The organism is Bartonella henselae str. Houston-1, from assembly GCF_000046705.1.
In the GTDB taxonomy this organism is placed as follows: Bacteria; Pseudomonadota; Alphaproteobacteria; order Rhizobiales; family Rhizobiaceae; genus Bartonella; species Bartonella henselae.
Genome location: NC_005956.1, coordinates 1,858,483 through 1,880,213 on the forward strand (window position 1 = coordinate 1,858,483; position 21,731 = coordinate 1,880,213).

17 protein-coding genes and 1 tRNA gene are annotated in these 21,731 nt (G+C 37.6%); 5 read left to right on the forward strand and 13 right to left on the reverse strand.

From position 1 onward, the window contains the following. Positions 1-2 precede the first annotated feature (2 nt). Positions 3-1,196 (reverse strand): COG4223 family protein, encoded by a 1,194-nt coding sequence (locus AYT27_RS08410; RefSeq protein ID WP_011181373.1) that lies wholly within the window; start codon positions 1,194-1,196, stop codon positions 3-5. Between the two features lie 381 nt (positions 1,197-1,577). Between AYT27_RS08410 and tsaD the strand changes: the two genes are divergently transcribed. Both tsaD and AYT27_RS08425 read left to right on the forward strand, forming a co-directional pair. Further along, complete coding sequence (gene tsaD / locus AYT27_RS08415; RefSeq protein WP_011181374.1) at positions 1,578-2,672, forward strand: tRNA (adenosine(37)-N6)-threonylcarbamoyltransferase complex transferase subunit TsaD; 1,095 nt, start codon at positions 1,578-1,580, stop codon at positions 2,670-2,672. A 1,288-nt stretch (positions 2,673-3,960) separates the two neighbouring features. Beyond that, a complete protein-coding gene (locus AYT27_RS08425) occupies positions 3,961-4,389 on the forward strand; it encodes an EVE domain-containing protein (RefSeq protein WP_011181375.1) in 429 nt (142 codons plus the stop codon). Between the two features lie 773 nt (positions 4,390-5,162). Here the strand turns inward: AYT27_RS08425 and AYT27_RS08430 are convergent. Further along, the gene (locus tag AYT27_RS08430; RefSeq protein ID WP_011181376.1) at positions 5,163-5,726 is read right to left on the reverse strand and encodes a L,D-transpeptidase family protein; all 564 of its coding nucleotides are present in this window, start codon (positions 5,724-5,726) and stop codon (positions 5,163-5,165) included. Positions 5,727-5,793: 67 nt separating this feature from the next. Between AYT27_RS08430 and AYT27_RS08435 the strand changes: the two genes are divergently transcribed. Continuing rightward, complete coding sequence (locus AYT27_RS08435) at positions 5,794-6,477, forward strand: response regulator transcription factor (protein ID WP_011181377.1); 684 nt, start codon at positions 5,794-5,796, stop codon at positions 6,475-6,477. Positions 6,478-6,985: 508 nt separating this feature from the next. Here AYT27_RS08435 and AYT27_RS08440 read toward each other — a convergent pair. From AYT27_RS08440 to lptM, 4 genes are all read right to left on the reverse strand, one after another. Then, positions 6,986-7,720, reverse strand: coding sequence for a class I SAM-dependent methyltransferase (locus tag AYT27_RS08440; RefSeq protein ID WP_011181378.1), 735 nt, complete (start codon positions 7,718-7,720; stop codon positions 6,986-6,988). Positions 7,721-7,982: 262 nt separating this feature from the next. Then, a complete protein-coding gene (locus tag AYT27_RS08445; RefSeq protein ID WP_011181379.1) occupies positions 7,983-10,418 on the reverse strand; it encodes a TIGR02302 family protein in 2,436 nt (811 codons plus the stop codon). A 142-nt stretch (positions 10,419-10,560) separates the two neighbouring features. Next, on the reverse strand, positions 10,561-11,826 hold the full coding sequence (gene lysA, locus AYT27_RS08450) for a diaminopimelate decarboxylase (RefSeq protein WP_011181380.1): 1,266 nt from the start codon (positions 11,824-11,826) through the stop codon (positions 10,561-10,563). Between the two features lie 8 nt (positions 11,827-11,834). Beyond that, the gene (gene lptM / locus AYT27_RS08455) at positions 11,835-12,014 is read right to left on the reverse strand and encodes an LPS translocon maturation chaperone LptM (RefSeq protein WP_034448490.1); all 180 of its coding nucleotides are present in this window, start codon (positions 12,012-12,014) and stop codon (positions 11,835-11,837) included. Positions 12,015-12,489: 475 nt separating this feature from the next. On the opposite strand from lptM, the gene AYT27_RS08460 reads away from it, so the two are divergent. Beyond that, positions 12,490-13,188, forward strand: a complete 699-nt coding sequence (locus AYT27_RS08460; protein WP_011181381.1) for a TlpA disulfide reductase family protein — start codon at positions 12,490-12,492, stop codon at positions 13,186-13,188. Between the two features lies 1 nt (position 13,189). Here AYT27_RS08460 and AYT27_RS08465 read toward each other — a convergent pair whose 3' ends face one another. The 7 genes from AYT27_RS08465 to AYT27_RS08495 all read right to left on the reverse strand — a co-directional run bounded on the left by AYT27_RS08465 (position 13,190) and on the right by AYT27_RS08495 (position 21,343). Next, a complete protein-coding gene (locus tag AYT27_RS08465) occupies positions 13,190-13,684 on the reverse strand; it encodes a YaiI/YqxD family protein (protein WP_034448493.1) in 495 nt (164 codons plus the stop codon). A gap of 12 nt (positions 13,685-13,696) precedes the next feature. Further along, on the reverse strand, positions 13,697-14,551 hold the full coding sequence (locus AYT27_RS08470) for a YihY/virulence factor BrkB family protein (protein WP_011181383.1): 855 nt from the start codon (positions 14,549-14,551) through the stop codon (positions 13,697-13,699). Between the two features lie 1,510 nt (positions 14,552-16,061). Further along, positions 16,062-16,994 (reverse strand): prephenate/arogenate dehydrogenase family protein, encoded by a 933-nt coding sequence (locus AYT27_RS08475; RefSeq protein ID WP_011181384.1) that lies wholly within the window; start codon positions 16,992-16,994, stop codon positions 16,062-16,064. Positions 16,995-17,560: 566 nt separating this feature from the next. Further along, a complete protein-coding gene (gene holA, locus AYT27_RS08480; RefSeq protein WP_011181385.1) occupies positions 17,561-18,613 on the reverse strand; it encodes a DNA polymerase III subunit delta in 1,053 nt (350 codons plus the stop codon). Between the two features lie 4 nt (positions 18,614-18,617). Beyond that, positions 18,618-19,412 (reverse strand): ABC transporter ATP-binding protein, encoded by a 795-nt coding sequence (locus AYT27_RS08485; protein ID WP_011181386.1) that lies wholly within the window; start codon positions 19,410-19,412, stop codon positions 18,618-18,620. After that, positions 19,405-20,301 (reverse strand): ABC transporter permease, encoded by an 897-nt coding sequence (locus AYT27_RS08490; protein ID WP_011181387.1) that lies wholly within the window; start codon positions 20,299-20,301, stop codon positions 19,405-19,407. Before AYT27_RS08490 ends, AYT27_RS08485 begins: the two co-directional genes overlap by 8 nt. A 64-nt stretch (positions 20,302-20,365) precedes the next feature. Continuing rightward, on the reverse strand, positions 20,366-21,343 hold the full coding sequence (locus tag AYT27_RS08495; protein WP_011181388.1) for an ABC transporter substrate-binding protein: 978 nt from the start codon (positions 21,341-21,343) through the stop codon (positions 20,366-20,368). Between the two features lie 193 nt (positions 21,344-21,536). Here AYT27_RS08495 and AYT27_RS08500 point away from each other — a divergent pair. Next, positions 21,537-21,611, forward strand: a tRNA-Gly gene (locus AYT27_RS08500). The last annotated feature ends 120 nt before the right edge of the window (positions 21,612-21,731 follow it).

Here is a 21,731-nt window from a genome sequence, read left to right on the forward strand (position 1 = left end):
ATTTACATGCTTGTTGCCTTAAAAGATCCTTGTTGTGCAGACAACAACAACTGCTGAAGAAGGTTATGAACAGCAACATATCTTTCAAGTTGGTGAACAAAGTTTACTGAAACATCTTTTGCACTTTGAGGCAATTTTTGCCATTCACTTAAAGCCTTTTCGTAATCACCTGTTTGAATAGCAACTTCCATCCGGGCCGCGATTGCTTCCAATGTCATACCTTCAACATTTCCAATCGGTCGCGAAACAATCAAACCTTTTATCCATGCCAAAATCCGTTCAAAAAAACCAGCATCTGACGCAACAATCTTTTGCGTTGCAACAATTGCATCGGCAATATTGGCAAAATCAGCTGCAAGTTGAACTGAACTAGGAAACCCGATAGGGGCTGTTTTTTGTAACAAATCAAGCCCCTCAATCGAAGGCGATAATTGTTGTAATATTTTCAATTCGTTGACATAAGATCCGCCACGCTCTACAGCATTCTTCAGCGAATTAATCGCAATAAACAACGCCGTATTTATTTTTTCCTTCCCATCACTTTTAACAGTAATTTCTTTCTGCAGAGTTTCTAAACGTTGCTGTAAAGCCGCAAGAGCACTTGCATTGCTCTGCCCAATTAACATAGCAGCTTTCATATCTTTTGAGATACCAACTAGAGTGAGCACATACTCTTCAAGACCACTTACTTTTTCCTCTAAAGCCGTAAAAGCTTTTTTGCTTTCTTCCTGCGATGCTTCACCACTTTGAAATGTTCCAAGCTGACGTGATGAAAAAGAAGAAATTTCTGCTTTCAAGCTATCGATTTCCTGAAGCGCATACTTCAATTGCCTTATTGTCTCTTCACTTTGAATTTTTGCAGTTTCAGCAATCTGCAAAGCATTTTCCTCTCCAGTAGGATTGCTAAGTAAAGAAAACGAAAGCAAACCTGCCCACTGAAGACCCATAAAAATACCCAAAGCGATAAAACCACCGAAAATTCCTGAAATTGATAAGTAAAGCCACATCATACCTGATATGGATTTACTCTGTATGCTTTGCTTCTCTACTTTACCCGCTTCTATTCTATCTGCTTCTACAGAATTTTGTGTCTTTTGCTCTGAATTATGGCCTACAATATCCTGTTCAATCACAGGTTTCTTACGGCGAACACCGGTGTAATGCGGTTTAACTTTCGATTTTGAAGAATCTGCCATTTTAATCACTTTTTTGGTACTTTTTTTAACGATAAAAGAACAAAATGAAAAAATCTTTAAAAATGAAACTTTTTTCAAAAAACATAAATTATTTTACACTCTTTTTATCAAGAGTATATTTTCATAAAATTTTTCAACAATGCATCCTTCTTTAAAGTATTTATAATTATAGAGCTCAAGAAACAAGCTTTTTAAAACGACATCAGCATTTTATACTAAAAAATATAGTTTCATTTTTAATCAAGGGAACAATTATATTCAGAAAAAATGCTAAAACGCATTTTTTCTGAAAGGAATTCATTTTAAGAGAAGTTCTTTGCATCTTTGCCTGTCCGTGCTACCCACATATAAAAGAAGCTTAAACACAAGGTTTTGTCTGAAATGCGTCTGTTAGGAATAGAAACAAGTTGCGATGAAACTGCTACTGCTGTTATTGAACACACTATTGGAGGAAACAGCCAAATTCTTTCCAATATTGTTTGGAGCCAAACGGATCATCATGCACCTTACGGCGGTGTTGTTCCTGAAATTGCTGCTCGTGCCCATGTTGAAATTCTTGATGAGTTGATTCTGAAAGCTCTAAGAGACGCTCATACAAAACTGAAGGACATTGATGCCATTGCAGTCACAAATGGTCCTGGTTTGATAGGAGGACTTTTAGTAGGCGTTATGAGTGCTAAAGCACTGTCTCTTGCCACTGGAAAACCTTTTATTGGCGTCAATCATCTGGAAGGCCATGCTTTGACAGCGGTACTCACGCATAATGTTCATTTTCCCTATTTATTGTTGTTAGTTTCAGGTGGACATACACAAACAATCCTTGTTCACGGAGTAGGCAATTACCAGCGTTTAGGAACCACTATTGACGATGCATTAGGAGAAGCTTTTGATAAAACAGCAAAACTCTTAGGCCTTCCTTACCCTGGAGGCCCAGCAATTGAAAAAGCCGCTTTATTGGGCAATAAAAACCGTATTCCTCTTCCACGACCTTTAAAAGGTGAAAAACGATTAGATTTTTCTTTTTCTGGTCTAAAAACTGCCGTTCGACAAGCCGCAACAGCTATCTCCCCTCTCACAGAAAGCGATGTTGCTGACATTGCAGCAAGTTTTCAAGCAGCCGTTACCGATACAGTATATGATCGCGTTTATTTAGCTTTGCAACACTTTACCCAGCAGTATCCTCTTTCTCGTCATCAAGGACCGCGTCCTCCTGCTTTAGTTGTTGCAGGAGGAGTAGCAGCAAACCAAGCTATTCGATTAACACTGCAAGAACTTGCCGATCAACAGGGCTTTGAATTTATCGCTCCTCCTCTTTCCTTATGCACCGACAATGCTGCAATGATTGCTTTTGCCGGTGCACAAAGACTGGCACGAGGAGAAAAAAGCTCCCTTGACATTGCTCCTCGTTCACGCTGGCCATTGGATGAAAAATCCGCTCCCTTAATTGGAACAGGACGCCGTGGAACAAAAGCATAAGAAAAAAAATCAACTTCTTTTATTCACAGAGCATAAAATGAACTCTCGTCATTTGGCATTTTATCTGTTACCCTTATCACCATAACTCTTGAACTTTAGGTAACTAATTTCTTGCCATTCAATGAAACCATATTGTTCAAACTTTCTAGACAAAAACTGAAAGAATAACTCAAATTGCACATGCTTAGCGACTGATCTTAAGCCTGTTTCCAAAAAAGCCAGATAACAGGAAACAAAATCAAAATATCTTCATGTATCCTATAAAAATATCAAGGTCTTTTGCACCTCACTTTCCAAGCCAGAGAATAATTAAAGTAGAAACCAGCACTCCTATAAAAAGAAGGAGATAACACCTCAAAGTGTCTACATTTATTGTAAAGACCTTCGATAAGATAACGTGCATCGTAAAATGTTCATCATAATTCTGTACTGTTTGTCTGTTTGGACTGAAAGAAAGGTAAGAATACAGTTTTTCTTCCTCATCCTTTCTATTATTTATGTATCTACATATCACCTCTCTGAGTAAAAATTTTAGCATTTTTTCCTCTCTTCAAAAAAGCTGAAGTTCTTGGGTAATATCAGTGTAATCTCTAGAGTGAGAAGAAAACATAAAGTTTGGCTTAAAACATCATAATACTACAGCCAACAACACAATTTATAGCCAGCCATAAGAGTGATCAAAGACAACAGAGATATCGCCCCTCATGAGTTTCATCATCATACCCCATAGTCTTTAAAAAGCCCTTTCAAAACTTGGTGCCATCTGCCTTTAACACTAAGATTACAGGGTTTATCGATAGAAATTATGCCACTTGCCATGAACGAACATATGAATAATATACTCTACTATGCAGTAAAAAAACTCTCATCTTTGAATCTTGGCTTTTTTTAAAAAATGAACGTCTTCAACAAAAGGACAAGGAAGGATTTTAGTTCTTACGAACATTTGAGAAATTTATCTTCAATAAACCGTAATTTTCTGCCAATGCCCACACTTTATTGATTGGAATGTTTCTCCTCAACAGCACTCTTGTTTGTTAAAAATGAAATATTTACAAAGAGACCATTCCCATCACTCGAGTTTTACTCTTAAATTTTGATCCAAAACACTCGAAGCTAGAAAACACGGTATGCCTCTATCACAATTTTATTATTTTGAAAAAAAGCAAAAAATAAATTGATAAGAAGCACTCTTTACTCCATTTAAAATCCAAAATCATTATTGATATGCTATATAAATTTTTATGTTTTATAAAATGTGACATAGTCTCATGAAAAAGGAGGTCTCATGGCTTACTGGCTTTTTAAATCTGAACCCCATAAATGGTCATGGGACATGCAGAAGCAAAAAGGTGCTGATGGCGAACAATGGGATGGTGTCCGCAACTATCAAGCCCGTAACAATATGCGCGCCATGAAATATGGCGATAAAGGCTTTTTTTATCATTCAAATAAAGGATTAGAAATCGTAGGCATTGTAGAAGTCTGTGCTGAAGCACACCCAGACTCTACAACCGCAGATCCACGTTGGGAATGTGTAAATATCCGTGCTTTATATGATATGCCAACCCCTGTCTCATTAAAACAGATCAAAGCCAATCCAAAACTGAAAAATATGGTCTTGGTCAATGTCAGCCGTTTATCCGTACAACCCGTCACAGAAGATGAATGGAGAGAAGTCTGTTTGATGGGCAATCTTAAGAGAGCAAGAGAGTAATTTACAATTATAATTCATCATCTTTGATATTGCATGAGACCATTTCAATATAGTAAAATAATATTTTCGCATTTCTACCTCTCCTCTTCAGAACAAAAAATCGTTTCCTTGCGCATCACAAACAAAGACAGTAATGAACAAAAAAACCTTTGAGAAAAGACTAAAATAACTCTTACGAATGATTGAAAGACAAGAGAAAACCCATATTCGGATCGATCAAAAACAATGAGAGCACCACTGTAGTTTATTACTTCATAAACATAAGCAAGGCGCGACTCAGTGGATTTTACCTTATACCCATCCATGTCCGATACCAACAGAAAGCATTGAATGAAAATTGAAATGCCTCTTTAAAACAAATCTGTGATAAAAGATACATTGTATTATAACTTGAATGAGAGATCTTAATACCGTAAGATTCTCTCATTTCAAACCCTCTTATAATGAATCAAACAAAACCATTCGCTTGCATGTCACAATCGGAATTTCCATGTGGATACAACCAGTAAAGAAAGGAATAAAAATACCTCTCATAAACCTTTTTAATGCAAGAATTGTAGCAACCTTGGAAGCTGACAAATAGTATGATGGTGCCGACTGCTGCATAATGGCTTACTCTTCTTTAGAAGAAGATGACCCTATCAAAGGAAAGCGACAAGCAAAAACAAAAGGGATGTGAATATTTTCTAATCGTTAAAACATATTACTTTGAAATGCTTTTGAAAAACCATAAAGTAAAATTCAAGGAAAGACGATAAAAAATAAAAATGCTTTCAACCTGAAACAATAATTGTAGTCTGTCGATTAATATGTGGCAAGAGACGTTCCATATCACGGCGAGAAAGCGCAATACATCCCTCTGTTGGTGTATAATTTTTTCGTTCTAAATGTATAAAAATGGCACTCCCTTTTGCCATTTTTCGCTCTGTAATATTCCAATCCAAAACCAAAACAATTTCATAAAGCCCATCTTTACGTTGCATTTTTTCAGCACTTTTACAATAAGGAAGACGTACCAAACGATTATAATTGGCATCACCACTCGCATCACACCAACCATCCTGGGCTCGAATACGGCGAAAAGGTAAAACGGAACGTAGAAAAAAATCATGAAAATTACCGCAAAATCCTCTTAAAAAGCGCATCCGTGCCAACGGTGTCGCACCATCACCTTCGCGTTTAAATGCAGAAATACCAGTCCGTCCTAGAGTGCAAAAAAAATGATTCTGGCCAACACGCAAAATACCACGTGCACAATGACCTGCTTGTCGTCGAACAACCATAAAATGAACAAAAGTTTGTTTTTTATAGAGTTTCTTTTTTAATTTTCCTTGCATGAGATATTACTTTTCATGAAACTACTTCGCAACAGTTAATGCATCAACAGAGCTTATAAGGAAAAAAATGAATTTCTATACTCTTTTAATTGTTGAAAATGATAATGATTTGCGCCCTATTCTGATAGAGCAATTGCAAACTCATAAAGAATTTAAAATTTTCCAAGCAAAAACAGCTGAAACAGGGATAACAATAGCTCAAGAAGAGAATGTTGATCTGGCGATTTTTGCGACTGAACTTCCTGATCTTGACGGCCATAAAGCCGTTAAAAAATTACGCACCCAAGGATTTCGTGCTCCCATTATCATGATCACGAATTATGACACAAATTGCGATACTCTTTTAGATCCTGAAACAGGTGCCAATGATTATGTGACAAAGCCCTTTCGTTTTGCAGTACTTTTGGCACGAATTCGTGCCCAATTGCGCCAATATGAACAAAATGACGATGCTGTTTTGTACATTGGTCCTTATACTTTTAAACCTGGACAAAAACTCCTCATTGATCAACAAAACAATAAAATTCGCCTCACAGAAAAGGAGGCTGCCATTCTTAAATATCTCTCTTGCACTAATGAACAAATCGTCAATCGTGAAACACTTTTAGAACAGATTTGGGGCTATAATGAAAACGTTGTTACTCATACCTTAGAGACCCATATTTATCGTTTGCGACAAAAAATTGAAAAAGACCCCTCCAACGCACAAATCCTCATTACAGAGCAAAACGGATATCGTCTCAACCTTTAAATTTCACAGCAGTTATTACTGCCAAAACAATTATGATGTCCATTCATTTTTCTTCTCCGAAGGCAAAATAAAGAAGATTCAACACTTTGATCTATTTGGAAAACCAAAATACAGTAAGCTTCTTCCTACAAACCTTAGCATTCACAAGCAGAAAAAGATCATTGCGTATATGTTCACAAGCGAAATAAACATATGGAAAGTGCTGTAAAAAGGATTGACAATTCCTCTGACAGTCCCTCTCAATGCAAGCATCATGAGACATATGGGAAGCCAGCCCAATAAAATGAGGGCGCCAATTTGTCCCTTTACAAGCACGGAGATTGATGGTCAGACCTTGTTTTATACATTTCACGGACGCCATCATCGGATGGAGTTGCACTCTAGTCGAAATTGTTTCAAGAAAGCGTGTGAATTCGCACCATAATAGCATTTTTGCTTTGCGTGAAGAACTGTTCTCCCATTAAAGAACGCACTAAACAAAAGCGTGAGACAATGCATAACCTCAAAATCAAGAGGAGAGAGAGCTCTCACGCGCTTGTGGCAAAAGCGCAGGCATAAAAACACGCCGCGACTGGCGACGCTGTAGAAGCAAACCTTGATAAACACGTTTCTGAGCCTGACAGATTAAAAGGCCACCAAAATAAGGTAAAAGATGACGTGCCACCGGTTCATAAAAAAATGAAAAAAAGCGCGATACAGAACCTGAAGACGGCATATAATGTACCACTTCTTGTATTGATCCAGAAACAAAATGTGTTTTTTCAAACAAACGAACAATTTGTTGCCGACTATAAGGTTCACCATAACCAAAGGGTGTACAAGCATTGCGCGCCCAAAGGCCAGAGCGATTAGGAACAATAACAATCAATTGGCCATTAGGAACTAAAACACGCCATATTTCATTCAATGTTTCGAATGAATTTTCTGTATATTCAAGTGCATGTATCAATAAAATACAGTCAATCGAAGCATCGGGAAGTGGTAAATCTTCTTCAAAAACAAGAGCTGTAGCAACCTTATCAGCACAAGGCCACGGCAAAGCACCCTGACCAGCAGGCATAAAAGCCAAACATTGTTGTGCACGCATACGCAAAGCAGAAAGATAAGGAAGTGCATAACCAAAACCCATGACACGTTTACCAGTAAGATCCGGCCAACACAAATTTAACTGGCCACACAATGTCTCCTGCACACGCTTACCAAGAACAGAAGCATAAAAATCTTTAAGTGTGACTATATCCACTTCAACATACCATGTAGAAAAAAATTTTAAACATCACAGATTTTCATATACCCCACTTATATGGACCTTTGCCTTTTCTCCGCAATGGCGAAAACTTTTAATATTTCATATTTTAAACCCTAATAACTCCAAAAACAGCATAGAAAGTTGTTCCAATCACTGCACTCAATGCGCTTTATCAATATTCTTTATTTTTTGAAACTTACATCCCATAAAGACTTTCCGTGGATTTTTTTTAACGTTGATAAAGAGAAAAAAATGATTAATTAAAATCAAGCACCCTTTCAAGATAGTTTTTTTCTACTTCTAGAATATGCTCTTTACTAAGGCGTTTACGAATTTCTTCCAAAATCTGCCGTGCACGAATTTGATCACTTTCTTGTGGTATAGCTTCCCCTTCTTGCCCTTGAGTATTTTTTGAAGAAAGAGGACGTCCTAAGGGGTCTTGATGACCAGAAATAGTATTTTGATTATCTCCTGATTCTTTGAGGACTTCACGCATTTTTTCTAAAACATTTTGTGCGCCTTTCCTTAACGATTCTAGAGCAGCTAGCTGTTTTTGTATAGATATCTGATGGTTTCCATGCTCAAGAGCAGTTTCTGCAGAATTCATTTTTTCTTCTGCTTTTTTTAATTCGTCACTCTGTTCAAACCCTTGTTCTGATAATTCTTTTTCTAAAGTTGATAACTCCGACTGCAACTCAGCTTGACGTTTTTGTAAAGATTTTCTTTGTTTTTCCGGCACATTTTCTCCACGTCGTTGTTCCATTTCCAACTGATGTGTTCCATTGAGAATTTCTTGCTGACGACGCATCACATCACCAAGCTGATCCATTTTTTCTTTCATTTGTGCAAATTGGTTTTTTGTCTTCTGCCCACCTTGATTACCTTTTTGAACTTGCAAATGATCGAGGATTTGTTCAACTTCAGACAATAACTGTTCAGCTGCTAAAGAAGAGCCTGTTTTGGCCATTTCTTCAATTAAATTCAGCTTTTCCTTTAATGTCTCTTCTGAAAGATGAGAACGGCCAAGATTACTATTTTTGCCATTTTTGCTATTATTTTGTGTCTTTTCGGCCAAATTTTTAACATAATCATCCATAGCCTGGCGTAAATCGGCCATCAATCGTTCAATTTCTGCAGTTGAAGCACCGTAACGAAGAGCATCACGCAAAGCAGCTTGTGCTTGTTTTAAATTTTTCTGAGCTGATTGGAGCTGATTGCCTTCAATGCCCAAAGCGATCTGCCATAAATAATCGACCACATTGCGCAGATCATCCTCTGTTTCTGCCATAGAAAGCCTTGTCCATGCACTCTGTAGAACAAGAAAATGTGTTGCATTTTGAAGCCCATCTTCTGGCCGCACAAGTAAAGCAGCAAGCATATCGAGTACACGCTCTTTCTTAGAAGCATCAAGGGCCAACAAATGGCGCAATTCACTCACTGCACGCGCAATAGGATTAGAAAAAACACGCTGGGGTAATGTCATAACAAAAGTTTTGCTACGCCCTTTTTGCCCAGCACCATCTTCCGCTACCAAAGTAATTTTAACCTCCGAACCAGCCCATGGATGCACTGATACATCCTGCACCGTCCGCATTTTACCCTTTCCACCACGTGGAAGAAGAAGTGTTATTTCAGGTGCCCTATAAAGAGAAGTAGCGCTTTTGTGCTGATCAAGAAGCGATTCTATTTCAACAAAAGCCTTTGTCACTCCATAATCATCTTCCAACTCATATTGAAGCTCTAATGAACCAGTCAAAATTCGCCCTGGTTTTTCCAACCAACGAACTTTTGGATGCTGGTCCTTAATCATCTGCAAAGACCACTTGAGTTGCTTATGACGTGATGATACAAGCAAATCTATTGAACGTTCCAAGTGTGTTTCAAAATGAACAATTGGATCATTTAAAGGCGTTTTTTCACTTTTCTTGGAAAACAAAACTTTATGGGCATCTTCTTCAGCGAGTGCCTTTACTGTAACACCAGGACCATTAACAACACGCACAACCACATTACTTCCTTCAGGAACAGCAAAGTGTGTTGTCTCACCTTGTGTTAAATAAATGGGTGCCACACCGGTATAAGCAGGTGGTGTTACCCAAGCATCAATGCGCATGGATGCTTCATCGACGAGAGGACGTAAATCAAACGCATCTACTAAACGCCCTCCTAAAGAGCCAAAAGAAAAACTAAAAGCACAGACACAAAGGAGAATACATACAGTCCTAAGAGCCAAGGGATCCCAAGCCGCACTATTAGGATAAGCAACCCCAGTTTTTAGATGGTATAATTGTTTGGCCATACGACGTTGATGTTCGCGCCAAATAATTTCATGAAAATCTTCATCATCTTCAGGACATAAATGATCTGCTTGAACGCTTAAAGGCTGATTTTTGAGGCCATTTTCTTGTTCAAGACGTCGATTAACTTCCTTGAAAGTAGGCAACCGAAAGCTGACAAGAAAAAACAAACTTCCCACAGCAGAAAAAAAGATAAGGCCAAGTAAAAGTAAATGGGGCCAATATCCCAGAATACCAAAAACACCCAACCAACTAAGCGAACAAAAGAGACTGAGAACGAGAAAAAACGGCAACAACCGTACCCATATCCGCTCAAAAAAGAGGATACACCACATCAAAATGCGCACATACAAAAGCTTTATTGCTAAAAAACTTTTGCTGTTTTCATTTTTCATAGACAAATATTTGTCCCCTTTTAGAGTGATGAATTACAATTATAAAATTCATACAAGACAATTTCCAGGAAATAAATTGTTTCATCAAAGTTTAGTAAAAATAAGACCAAAAACATTGAACAATGTTCAATCTCATCTGAACTCAAATCCAATCTGGAACATAATCACAGCCTATCAATTGTGCATAATCAAGACGTGGACGAATAACCGCATAACGCGTATCCTGAACGAGAACTTCTGGCACCAAAAGTCGGCTATTATAAGTGCTTGCCATCACAGCACCGTAAGCACCAGCCTCCATAATGGCTAAAAGATCACCTGTCGCCAAGGTCGGTACACGACGATCTAATGCTAGATAATCACCGGTTTCACAAACTGCACCAACAATATCTGCTTTCATAAGTAATGCATCTTTTGATGCTTGTTCCACAAGTAGTACATTTTGCCAAGCATCATAGAGTGTTGGACGCATAAGATCATTCATTGCCGCATCCACAATAACAAAATTGCGTCCATTCCCTCTTTTTAAGTAGAGAACAGAGGTCACCAACACGCCAGCATCGCCGACAATACTGCGCCCAGGCTCCAGGATAATATGAATCCCTAAAGGCGCAATATGCTTCCTTACAAGTGCTGCATAATCAGAAAGAGATGGTACTGAATGATGTTCATTCCCATAGTCAATACCAAGACCGCCCCCAATATCGATATGGGTAAGTGCATAGCCATGACTCCTTAACTGACGCACAAAATCTGCAACAATAAGAAATGCATCTTCAAACGGTTTCAGATCACAGATCTGACTGCCAATATGCATATCTACCCCACACACCTGAATGCCTGGTAATTGAGCTGCTTTTTTATATACATCCCACGCCAAAGACAGTGGAATACCAAATTTATTTTCAGATTTCCCCGTTGTAATTTTTCTATGAGTCCTTGCATCTACATCTGGATTAATGCGCAATGAAACGCGTGCTGTTTTTGAAAGCGCAACAGCACATACCGAAAGTTGTTCAAGTTCAGGCTCTGATTCAACGTTAAAACAGTAAATATCGTGTGCAAGAGCAAAATCTATCTCCTTTACTGTTTTGCCAACACCAGAATAAACAATACGATGAGCAGGAATACCAGCAGCAAGTGCGCGTCGCAATTCACCTTCTGAAACCACATCAGCTCCCGCTCCGTTTGCCGCTAAAAGCCGTAACACTGCTTGATTAGAATTAGCCTTAACTGCATAAGCAATCAAGCTAGGCATATCCAGAAAGGCGTTTTGATAGTCTTTAAAATTTGTCACCACTGCACTGGCTGAATAACAATAAAAAGGTGTTCCCACATCCTGCGCCAATGCAGAAAGAGAAAGACCTTCAGCGTGAAGGACACCCTGATTATAAGAAAAAAAACGCATAAAAACCTCTACTGTATCAATCGGTCGAGAATAAAAGGTTTATCTAATTTGTTTTTGGAAGAAAATGTCTCTTGCGTCGTTTTCTCTATCATTGAAGAAGGCAATTCTAAGGCACCTTTCCGTCCGCATCCAACGACAACAACACTCCAAAAAAGGACAATCATCAAACTCTTTACAATAATCTTCATATGCCTTCTTTTCTCATATCGGTCTCTTTTTTTATTGTTTGGTTAAAATAAAACCATTCAAATGATGATAAGACGTTTCTCCAACCAAGCAATTTGACGAAAGTCTTTTGAATACACCATAGACAAACACTCTGCTACAAAATCAATCAATTTGTTCAACAAGACCACAAATATTCATAAAAACATTTTCGGCTTTTATGAAAAAATAAATGAATTTGTTTTTATCTTTTGATGAACAATTTTTAAATCATGAGAATTTTTTTATAATCAAATTGCGAAATGTTTCTCATTTACGCTAACATCACCGCATAAGAAAATGAACTTTCAATATCTTATAAATAAAGTCTCTGATCAAAATCAACTGAAGCATTTATCTTTTATAATTGCATCGCCCCCAGCGCTTACCACCTCATAGTTGATTTTTAAATTTCTTATCCATTATACTTTAAAACTCTCCATAAAAAGGAAAAAAATGATGATTCATCAAAATATCACCAGCCTTAAAAAGAAGAAGAGAAAAACACGCATCTTCATCGCATGCTTTTTTGTTGCGGTAATCTTAGTTGGTATAGGCTTATACATAACAAAAGAACCTCATGACAAAAGAACGCCTTTTTTTACCAACTTCATTTCAAGAGAAAATACCGGAAAATTACAAGAAGAAAAAATGGTAGCGATAAAAAAAGCTGCGAAAGGCTTTTTTTCCCACCTGCGTTTTGCTGATACACCCTCAGACATGAACCAACTTTCTTTTAAGGATCTACAAGGAAAAGACCATAAACTCAGCGAATTTACAGGAAAACCGATGCTCATCAATCTATGGGCTATTTGGTGCCTACCCTGCCGTACGGAAATGCCAGAATTAGCACAATTAAAACGTGAACTAGGTGGAAAAAATTTCGATGTCATAGCTATTAATATCGATCAAGCTGCTTCTCCTGAAAAAATTCAGCAATTTTTACAGAATATTAATGCTGATAACTTGCTTTATTATCGCGATGAAACAATGTCTATTTTCAACAACGTAAGAAAACAAGGGCTCGCTTTAGGATTGCCCATAACGTTTCTAATCGATAAAAATGGTCACCTTATTGCTTCATTTAATGGCGCAGCCCCATGGGCCAATGACGATGCCAAAGCACTTATAAAAGCTGTCATAAAAGAAGCACAATAATCTAATAACCGCACCTTTTTAAACGTTGTACAGCTAAATCTAGTGCCGATAAAAAAGCAGAACGGTCTTTGCAACAAAAAGGACGGGGGCTACTTATAACTTTACCTTGTCCTCGCAAATCGTTCATAAGATTGCGCAGCGCCAAAACGTGACCGATGGAGCTTGCATCAAAAGTACGGCCAGTTGGAGAAAGACAAACACCACCCGCACGCACAACCCGTGCGGCTAAAGGAATATCACTGGTAATAACAATACTAGCCTCCTGCACATGTTCTACAATCCAATCATCAGCAGAATCAAATTTGTCAGAAACAACTACCCTTTCAAGAAGCGCTTCATCTGGAAGAGGAAAAAAACGATTCGCTACAACAAATGTTTTAAGCTGATAACGATTCATAACACGATAAATTTCAGTTTTTACAGGACAAGAATCAGCATCAATCAACAAAGTGATGGCTGGTTTTTTTCGTGTTTTCGTCTCTTGGCTTTCACACAAAAATAAGTTCTTTCATTCATCCGAATGGTGCAAATAATTGCGATAAAACATTATCGCTGCATTTATTTCGCCTCCAAGAATAAAAATAGCGCTTAAAATGTAAAGAAAAATAATAGCAACCATAATAGATGCTAATCCCGCATAGGTAGAAATATAATCAAACATTGTCAAATACTGCGCAAAAGCAAGAGAAGCCATAAACCACACCGACATTGTCACCACGATTCCTGGTAAAACATCTATAAATTTGCGTCGCTCCGCTGGGAGCCATTTATGAACAATCAAAAGACTTACAAATAAAACAACTGCTGCGATTATATAACGCCAAAGACGAATAACACCAATATATTCAGTAATGAAAAAAGAATGATCTTGCATAATTTTGATGATCAAAGGTGCTAAAATCAACAAAAAGCTGATCACGACAAGACCAAAAGCCCCAAGGATCACAAAAAACAAACTTTGAAAGCGACAAAACAACAAACTACGTCGATCAACAACACGGTAAGCTTTATTCAAAGCCGTACGCAAAGCCTCTACCCCATTAGAGGCAAAATAAGCTGCCCCAATGACAGAAACCGTCAACACACCTCTTCGTTGAATAGTTAAAACATTGACAATGTCTTGAGATAAAGGCTCTGCAATAACATCTGGCAATAATTGCAAAAGCGCTTTAATTTTTTGCGGTGTATATGTAAAAGCACCAATAAAACTAGCAAGAGATGCGCCAAAAATAAAAAAAGGAAACAACGCTAAAAGTCCTGACAGGGCGACATGGCTTGCAAAAGCACTTCCATTATCACGCCAATAATGGCTTACTGCATCCACAAGAATACGGTAGCTATACCAAAAGATACGTTTTAACAAATCTTAATACTTTCTGGAAAAATCCTTCTTTAGTCTATCCAAGCTTTATAAAAATCACCAAGGATCTAAAAAATAAACATTTTCCATGTATAAAGGGCAGTAATCCACACGGTCAAGCTTTAACTTTATATCAAAATAAAAGAGAATGAAGCAAAAAATTTTGCTCATCAAGAACCAAAAACAATAAGATTAGTACACGCTAACTGTCGATATTTTTGATAAAACAGAGGCACGCACCTATAAACCACACCAAACGACATTTGACTCTTACCGCAAACTTGGAGATACGCCCTAAGATGTCTTTACAAGGAGTCATATTATATAAATATAAAAAATTAATATATTATATTGTTTTATTTTGTTTGAATCCTCTTAAGAATCCACACTTTAATACGTGTTTTAATAAAAGATTGCCACATATGAACAGAACATAAAAAGCAAATCATAATGCAATTATTTGAAGCATATAAGCATTCAAATGAAATGCAAAACAGCTATCATCATAACAGTTCATAATATATTTTATTATAAACTCGATAGTCACTGTTAAGATCTAATCTTTTGAAATTATCAATAACATAAATCACATGTGTTCAAAGAGCACATTTTAATGATGAGATTATTAATTGTATGAAATGATAAATTTAAAGAATGGTATAGTTTTTGCTAAAAAAGTAACGAAATCTTAAGCGATCATTTTTCCAAATATTTCGCAAAATTTCTATCTTTTATAGAAACCTTAGATCACAATCTTAAGGAGATAATTGTTTGAAACTATCAATCAGATGAATTGTATATATTTAAAGAAAAATAAGGCAATATTTTTTATATGAATGAAATTACGTTATCATTTATTTTTTTTAACTAACATTATTATAACCACAGTATTTTTTCACCGGAGTAGGAAATAAAAATGGGTAATAACAATCATAATGTTATACCTTATGAAATCTAAAGCCTTTTAATGGCATCAAAAGTAATTTCTTTCAAACGCAATAGAGATGATACATTCTCTCACACTGCAACCTATCACGTTCTTTAACAGGTACAGACCACGGATAATATCAAGACCTTTGTTCAGTCAACTCGCATACTTTCTTAAAAATATATCTTTACACACCCCTAACCTCATTTCTCAGCATTATCTATGAATCGTATAACTATAATACCGTCTGAGCTCCTCCATCCTCATGCTTATAAAAGCCAAAGACCAACGCCATTATTATAGCGTTTAACGTTTTTAGTGCTGAATGTGCTGAATGTTTGTTTCAACAAGAAAATTAATGATTTATAATGATAAATCAATAAGTTGCCTCTAAGGCATCCTATATCTTAGAGTGCCAAGTATAACCATCTGTCCGAGCCCTTGCCTACATCCAAGCAATTTCCCATTTTCTTTATCGCAATCGATAACTGAAAATAAAGTTAGCACGTTCAACACGTGAAGAGAAAACTTCTTATGGATTTCTAGAAAAAATCAGCAAAATTTAATAAAAAAAATCCCTTATTTTTACGTGCTTTCTTTAGAAACACTTTGACGTCCAAAATCAGGAGCATCAATTTCCTGCCCTGCCTCAATGATATTACGGCGAACAGCACGCGTACGCGTAAAAAAATTAAACAGTGTCTCCCCATCTCCCATACGAATTGCTTGTTCTAAAAAAGAAAGTCCTTCACTAAAACGGTTCAACATTTCTAAAATAGCATCCTTATTATGCAAACAAATATCGCGCCACATAACGGGATCAGAAGAAGCCAAACGGGTAAAATCACGAAAACCTGAAGCGGAATAAGCAATAACTTCTGAATTCGTCACCTTTTCTAAATCACTCGCCGTTCCAACAGTATTATAAGCAATTAAATGCGGCAAATGAGAAACAATAGCCAAAACAAGGTCATGATGTTTAGCATCCATCTTCTCAACACGCGCACCACAAGCTTCCCAAAATGCTGTCAATTGCGCTACAGCTCCAGCATCACTTTCAGCCAAAGGCGTTAAAATACACCAACGATTCATAAACAAATCAGCAAAACCAGCATCCGGTCCTGAATATTCTGTTCCAGCAATCGGATGACCAGGAATAAAATGAACTGTTTTTGGCAATAAAGGTGCCATTTCTGCAATAACCAACGCTTTTGTAGAACCAACATCACTCACAATCGCTCCAGGTTTTAAATGATCATGAAGTGATTTTGCCACTTGCGCACTGGCTCCTACAGGAACAGAAAGAATAACCAAATCGGCTCCTTCAACAGCTTCTGCCTTATCCGTGGTATAAAAATCCCCAAGTTGCAATTCGCGTGCTCTTATCAGCGTTTCTTGACGACGCGTTGCAATAGAAATATGAGCCGCAAGATTATTCTTTTTAATGACTCTTGCTAAAGAAGACCCAATCAGACCGATTCCAATGAGTGCTATTTTTTCAAACTGAACATCGAGCATTTTTTACCTTTAAAAACTCTTTGAAAACAATAACAAAGCCACAAGTGGTCTCTTGTTTATTCAAGAGTTATGTATCAAACATTTAAAAAACCACAACCGACAAAAGAAAATGGAATAATAAAATCATGCGCCTCCCAATCATCATCTGCGCAAGCTAGTAACAGATTCCTTTTATTTGGAAAATGTACTTCCAAATGAGTGATAAAACGTAACATCAAACTCTAAATTTTTTAATTCATTGCTTACAAGCATGCGTCACTGCATAAAATACAAATGCTTTTCATAAATTTTCAATCAATAATAATAACCACTTTGCAAAAAATACCACCAGTTTTATTCCAAAAAATTCTCTAGAATGTAAGAAAATACCAAGCCTTTTTGGCAAAATCTTAGAATTATATCGTTTAAAAATCCTAAGGTGATGATAATTAAAACAATTTTTTACATTCTGGAAATTTCTTTAAACACTCGTGCAAAAAGATACCGTGATTCTAAAAACATTTTTTTCTTCACTACGATGCTATAAATCAAGCAAATATGAGGAAAATTCACTTTTCCAACCAAGTTCAATATTTTAAAGCAGTCATTTGGCGCCGCGCAACAATTGCTAGTCTCAACAAAGCTTGACGAATAATAGCTTCACCCAAAAGCGGATTTTTACGACTCTCTAAAACAGCATGTTGGATTCGTTCCATGGCATAAGAAATTTGTTCTCTTCCCCAATAACTCAAAGCACGTTCAATGGTTTTTTTCCGCTGAAAAAAAATCGGCGGTTGCGCTTGAGAAATCGCTGTAAACATATTTTTACCCTCAACATCTATTTGATAACGCAAAATCTGTAATTGCTGAAAATGTCTTTGCGCAGTACTCAAAATAAAAAAAAGTGCGCCTTGCAGTGTTGCATATCGGCTAAAATGCGCTTCAAAACCTGCCACATCTCCTAATAAAACGGTATCGATCACTTCATCTTGAGAAAGCGCACTAACATCGCTCACCACAGCTTTCACATCCTCAAGAATAATATGTTTTTTCTCCAAGGTATAAAGACAGAGCTTTTCCAATTCACTACGCGAAACAAGATGATCCCCTCCCAAATGATGAAGCAACCACTTACGTGCATCCAAAGCAAGGGTCATCTTAAAATGACCCAAAACTTCATCAATTAACGCATCGAGAGCACGAATATCATCCGCAAAACAAGGCAGAGCCATGGCTATCGATGCGGTCTCAATAATATTTCGGAGCCCTGTTCCTTTTTTGAGATCCCCTGCCTCAATGAGAATAAAACTTTTCTCTGGTGGTTCTTTAATTAAAATCTTAAGTGCATCAAGGAAGTTTTTTTGATTAGCGCCATTAGACACCCATATCAAACGATCACCCCCCAAAAGAGATAAAGTACGTGCCTCATCTAGCAATCGAGCAGGATCTTTATCAATTTCAGCAGCATCCAAACGAACACTGCAAAAAGGATCTTCTACAGCTATCTGCGTGAGCTTAATAAAATGTTGTACACGCTCGCAAACAAGACCGCGATCCGGTCCGTAAATAAGAACAATAGGAAAAGAACGCGAAAAACGCTTTAGAAAATGATCAACTTCATGCGCTTTTTTCTGAACCAAAATATTAATCCATTAATAGTTCATCATCATCAAGGGCTTCCCCACGCACTTTTTGAAACATACCAATTAAATCGTTGACATTCAAACCTTTACGTTCTTCTTGACACACATCCAAAATCACTTTTCCGTCGTGCAACATCAGTGTGCGATCTCCATGATCAAGAGCTTGACGCATAGAGTGCGTCACCATAATAGTTGTTAATTTTTTCTCTTCAACGATTTTTTCAGTTAACCGCATCACAAAATCAGCCATTCCTGGATCTAATGCTGAAGTATGTTCATCAAGCAATAAAACATCTGCATATGCTAAAGTAGCCATCACAAGACAAACTGCTTGACGTTGTCCACCGGATAAACTGTCCATAGGATTATGGATATACGCTTCAAGACCAATGCCTAATTGAGCAATTTCATCTCGGAAAAATTGCCGTTTTTCATGATTTAAAGCTGAACGCAAACCACGGCGTTTCCCGCGAAAAGCAGCAAGAGCCAAATTTTCTTCAATTGTTAAAGAACCACAGCTTCCCATCAATGAATCTTGAAAAACACAAGCAACCTTCTCAGCTCTCTCACTGACTGATTGCCTGGAAACATTTTGTCCATTAATCACCACTTTTCCTGTCGTAGGAAGAATTGCACCTGCCAAAACACTCAGCAAAGTCGATTTACCAGCGCCATTTGACCCAATAACAGTAACAAAACTCCCTCGATCAATCTTGAGGTTAATATCGATTAAGGCCTGTTTTTCCAACGGCGTTTGCGGTTTAAAAGTGACACCTACATGAGAAAATTCAATCATGTTTATGCCTCCCCCAATAGCGTGGTATTACAAGGGCTGCAACAACTAAAAGTGCAGTAATCAACTGAAGGTCCGTCGACGTATCAATACCAATCCCGTTTGCCTCAAACGCAAACTGCACAGCAACACGATAAAGGACAGATCCGACAATACAGCTCATAATAATCCAAAAAATATTGCGCGTACGAAAGAGAGTTTCCCCAATAATAACCGCCGCTAAACCGAAAACAATCGTACCAGCTCCACCAGTAATATCGGTAGCAATGGCGGTTTGAATATAAAGGGAGCCCCCAAGCGCAACACAGGCATTGGAAAGACCCATACCAAAATACACCAATGCTGACGTATGAACCCCTTGCGCCGTAGCCATCCGTGGATTAACTCCCATTGCTCTCATAGCAAGACCTATTTCACTTTCCAAAAACCGCCAGATCAAAAATGCCACCACCAGCAATACAGTACCAACGAAAAGAGGACGCACAAAGATATCAGACAAGCCAAAAAGATTATACAAGGGTGTTAAAGCCGTATCAGCAAGTGCCAAGTTAATATTAGACCCTCCCATAATCCCCATAATACGAAGATTAACTGTATAAAGTGCCGACATTGTCAAAATGGAAGCCAAAAGATTCAAAATGCCAAAACGCAAATTTAGCAAAGCTGTTAATAAACCCGCTATCATACCTGCACAAAAAGCACATGCCATAGCAATCCATGCATTAAAACCCAAAAGAATCAAAACACCACAAACACAGGATCCAAGAAGAAAGGAACCATCAACAGTTAAATCAGGAAAATCCAAAACGCGAAACGAGAGATAAACCCCTATAGCAACAAATGCATAAATAAGACCTAACTCCACAGCGCCAGAAAACGCAAATATACTCATTCAAAGATCATCCCCATAAAAACTTAATGCATTTTTATTGTATCGATATTATATCAATGAAAAACTATTGAAGAATCTTTGTCGCGCGTTCTATCACTGTCTGTGGAATAACAATACCAACCTTTTGGGCTGCTTTCATATCAATTCTAATATCATTATTAGCGGCCTGCACAACATCAATATCGCCAGGTTTTTCACCCTTTAGAATACGCACAACCAGTTTCCCAGCTTCAACCCCTACATCGTAAAAATTCACGCCCTGTGTCATGAAGGGACCGCGTCCAATAGAGTTAAAATCGACGGTAAATACAGGCACATTTGCTTCCTGTGTAACCTTTGTTGCACCCTCTAAAACAGAAAGAACCGTATTATCAGCGGGAATAAAAATGACATCCACCTTACCAACTAAAGCCCGTGTTGCCGCTTGAACATCAGAAGGTTTAGGCGCAGATGAAGGAATGATCTCAATCCCTGCTTTACTTGCAACGTCCTTTAACATCTTAAGTGTTGAAACAGAATTGGCTTCAGAAGCATTATAAAGATAACCAATTTTTTTCAAATCTGGTTTTACTTCCTGCAAAAGTTTAACAGTTGCTGCCACATCTATACGATCAGAAGTTCCTGTTACATTACCACCAGGTTTGGTAAGTGAAGATACTATTTTAGCTCCAACAGGGTCAGAAATTGCAGCAAAAACAATAGGGATTGTTTTTGTTGCCGCAAGCATCGTTTGTGCTGAAGGCGTGGTAATTGCTACGATAACATCGGGTTTATCACCAACAAATTTACGTGCAATTTGCGTTGCTGTAGAAATATTGCCCTGTGCCGATAAAAAAGTGAGTTCGAAATTTTCACCCTGTTTATAACCATTTTCTGCAAGTACATCCAAAACTCCTTTACGGACAGCATCAGCAGCAGGATGTGCCATAATTTGTGTCAGTGCAACTTTAACATGTTTAACTTTATCCCCCGCTTTTGCAAAACTATTCATGACAAAAATAGCTGCAATCGCGATCCATAATATGTTGACTCTTTTCGACACTTCACTCTACCCCTCTTTTGCAACAGTTAAAGAGTGAGTAACTTATTGAAGAGTACTTTCAAAATCAATTTTTATTTTTATTTCTAAAAAATTCGCAAAATAAATTGAACTGAAATGTTATTTTTTTGTTGCAATTCGTTAAAGCCTACGCCATACAAGCAGCATCTGAAGCAAATATGTTTCGAATCGGTGAGCGGGTGTAGCTCAGGGGTAGAGCACAACCTTGCCAAGGTTGGGGTCGTGGGTTCGAATCCCATCGCCCGCTCCATAATTTGTATGATTGTAGCTTGACAGCGGGTTTTGCAGCAATTTATTTTTTTTCACGGGGTTTTAAAGGGGTTCTCACAGGGTCTTCAAAGACCTTTAAAAGGTCATCGAAAACCTCTTT

What these genes read in the sequence shown, in the direction of transcription:
- AYT27_RS08410 (WP_011181373.1), bottom strand. Translation starts at nt 1,196, where the DNA reads ATGGCAGATTCTTCAAAATCGAAAGTTAAACCGCATTACACCGGTGTT.
- tsaD (WP_011181374.1), top strand. Translation starts at nt 1,578, where the DNA reads ATGCGTCTGTTAGGAATAGAAACAAGTTGCGATGAAACTGCTACTGCT.
- AYT27_RS08425 (WP_011181375.1), top strand. Translation starts at nt 3,961, where the DNA reads ATGGCTTACTGGCTTTTTAAATCTGAACCCCATAAATGGTCATGGGAC.
- AYT27_RS08430 (WP_011181376.1), bottom strand. Translation starts at nt 5,726, where the DNA reads ATGCAAGGAAAATTAAAAAAGAAACTCTATAAAAAACAAACTTTTGTT.
- AYT27_RS08435 (WP_011181377.1), top strand. Translation starts at nt 5,794, where the DNA reads ATGAATTTCTATACTCTTTTAATTGTTGAAAATGATAATGATTTGCGC.
- AYT27_RS08445 (WP_011181379.1), bottom strand. Translation starts at nt 10,418, where the DNA reads ATGAAAAATGAAAACAGCAAAAGTTTTTTAGCAATAAAGCTTTTGTAT.
- lysA (WP_011181380.1), bottom strand. Translation starts at nt 11,826, where the DNA reads ATGCGTTTTTTTTCTTATAATCAGGGTGTCCTTCACGCTGAAGGTCTT.
- lptM (WP_034448490.1), bottom strand. Translation starts at nt 12,014, where the DNA reads ATGAAGATTATTGTAAAGAGTTTGATGATTGTCCTTTTTTGGAGTGTT.
- AYT27_RS08460 (WP_011181381.1), top strand. Translation starts at nt 12,490, where the DNA reads ATGATTCATCAAAATATCACCAGCCTTAAAAAGAAGAAGAGAAAAACA.
- AYT27_RS08475 (WP_011181384.1), bottom strand. Translation starts at nt 16,994, where the DNA reads ATGCTCGATGTTCAGTTTGAAAAAATAGCACTCATTGGAATCGGTCTG.
- AYT27_RS08485 (WP_011181386.1), bottom strand. Translation starts at nt 19,412, where the DNA reads ATGATTGAATTTTCTCATGTAGGTGTCACTTTTAAACCGCAAACGCCG.
- AYT27_RS08490 (WP_011181387.1), bottom strand. Translation starts at nt 20,301, where the DNA reads ATGAGTATATTTGCGTTTTCTGGCGCTGTGGAGTTAGGTCTTATTTAT.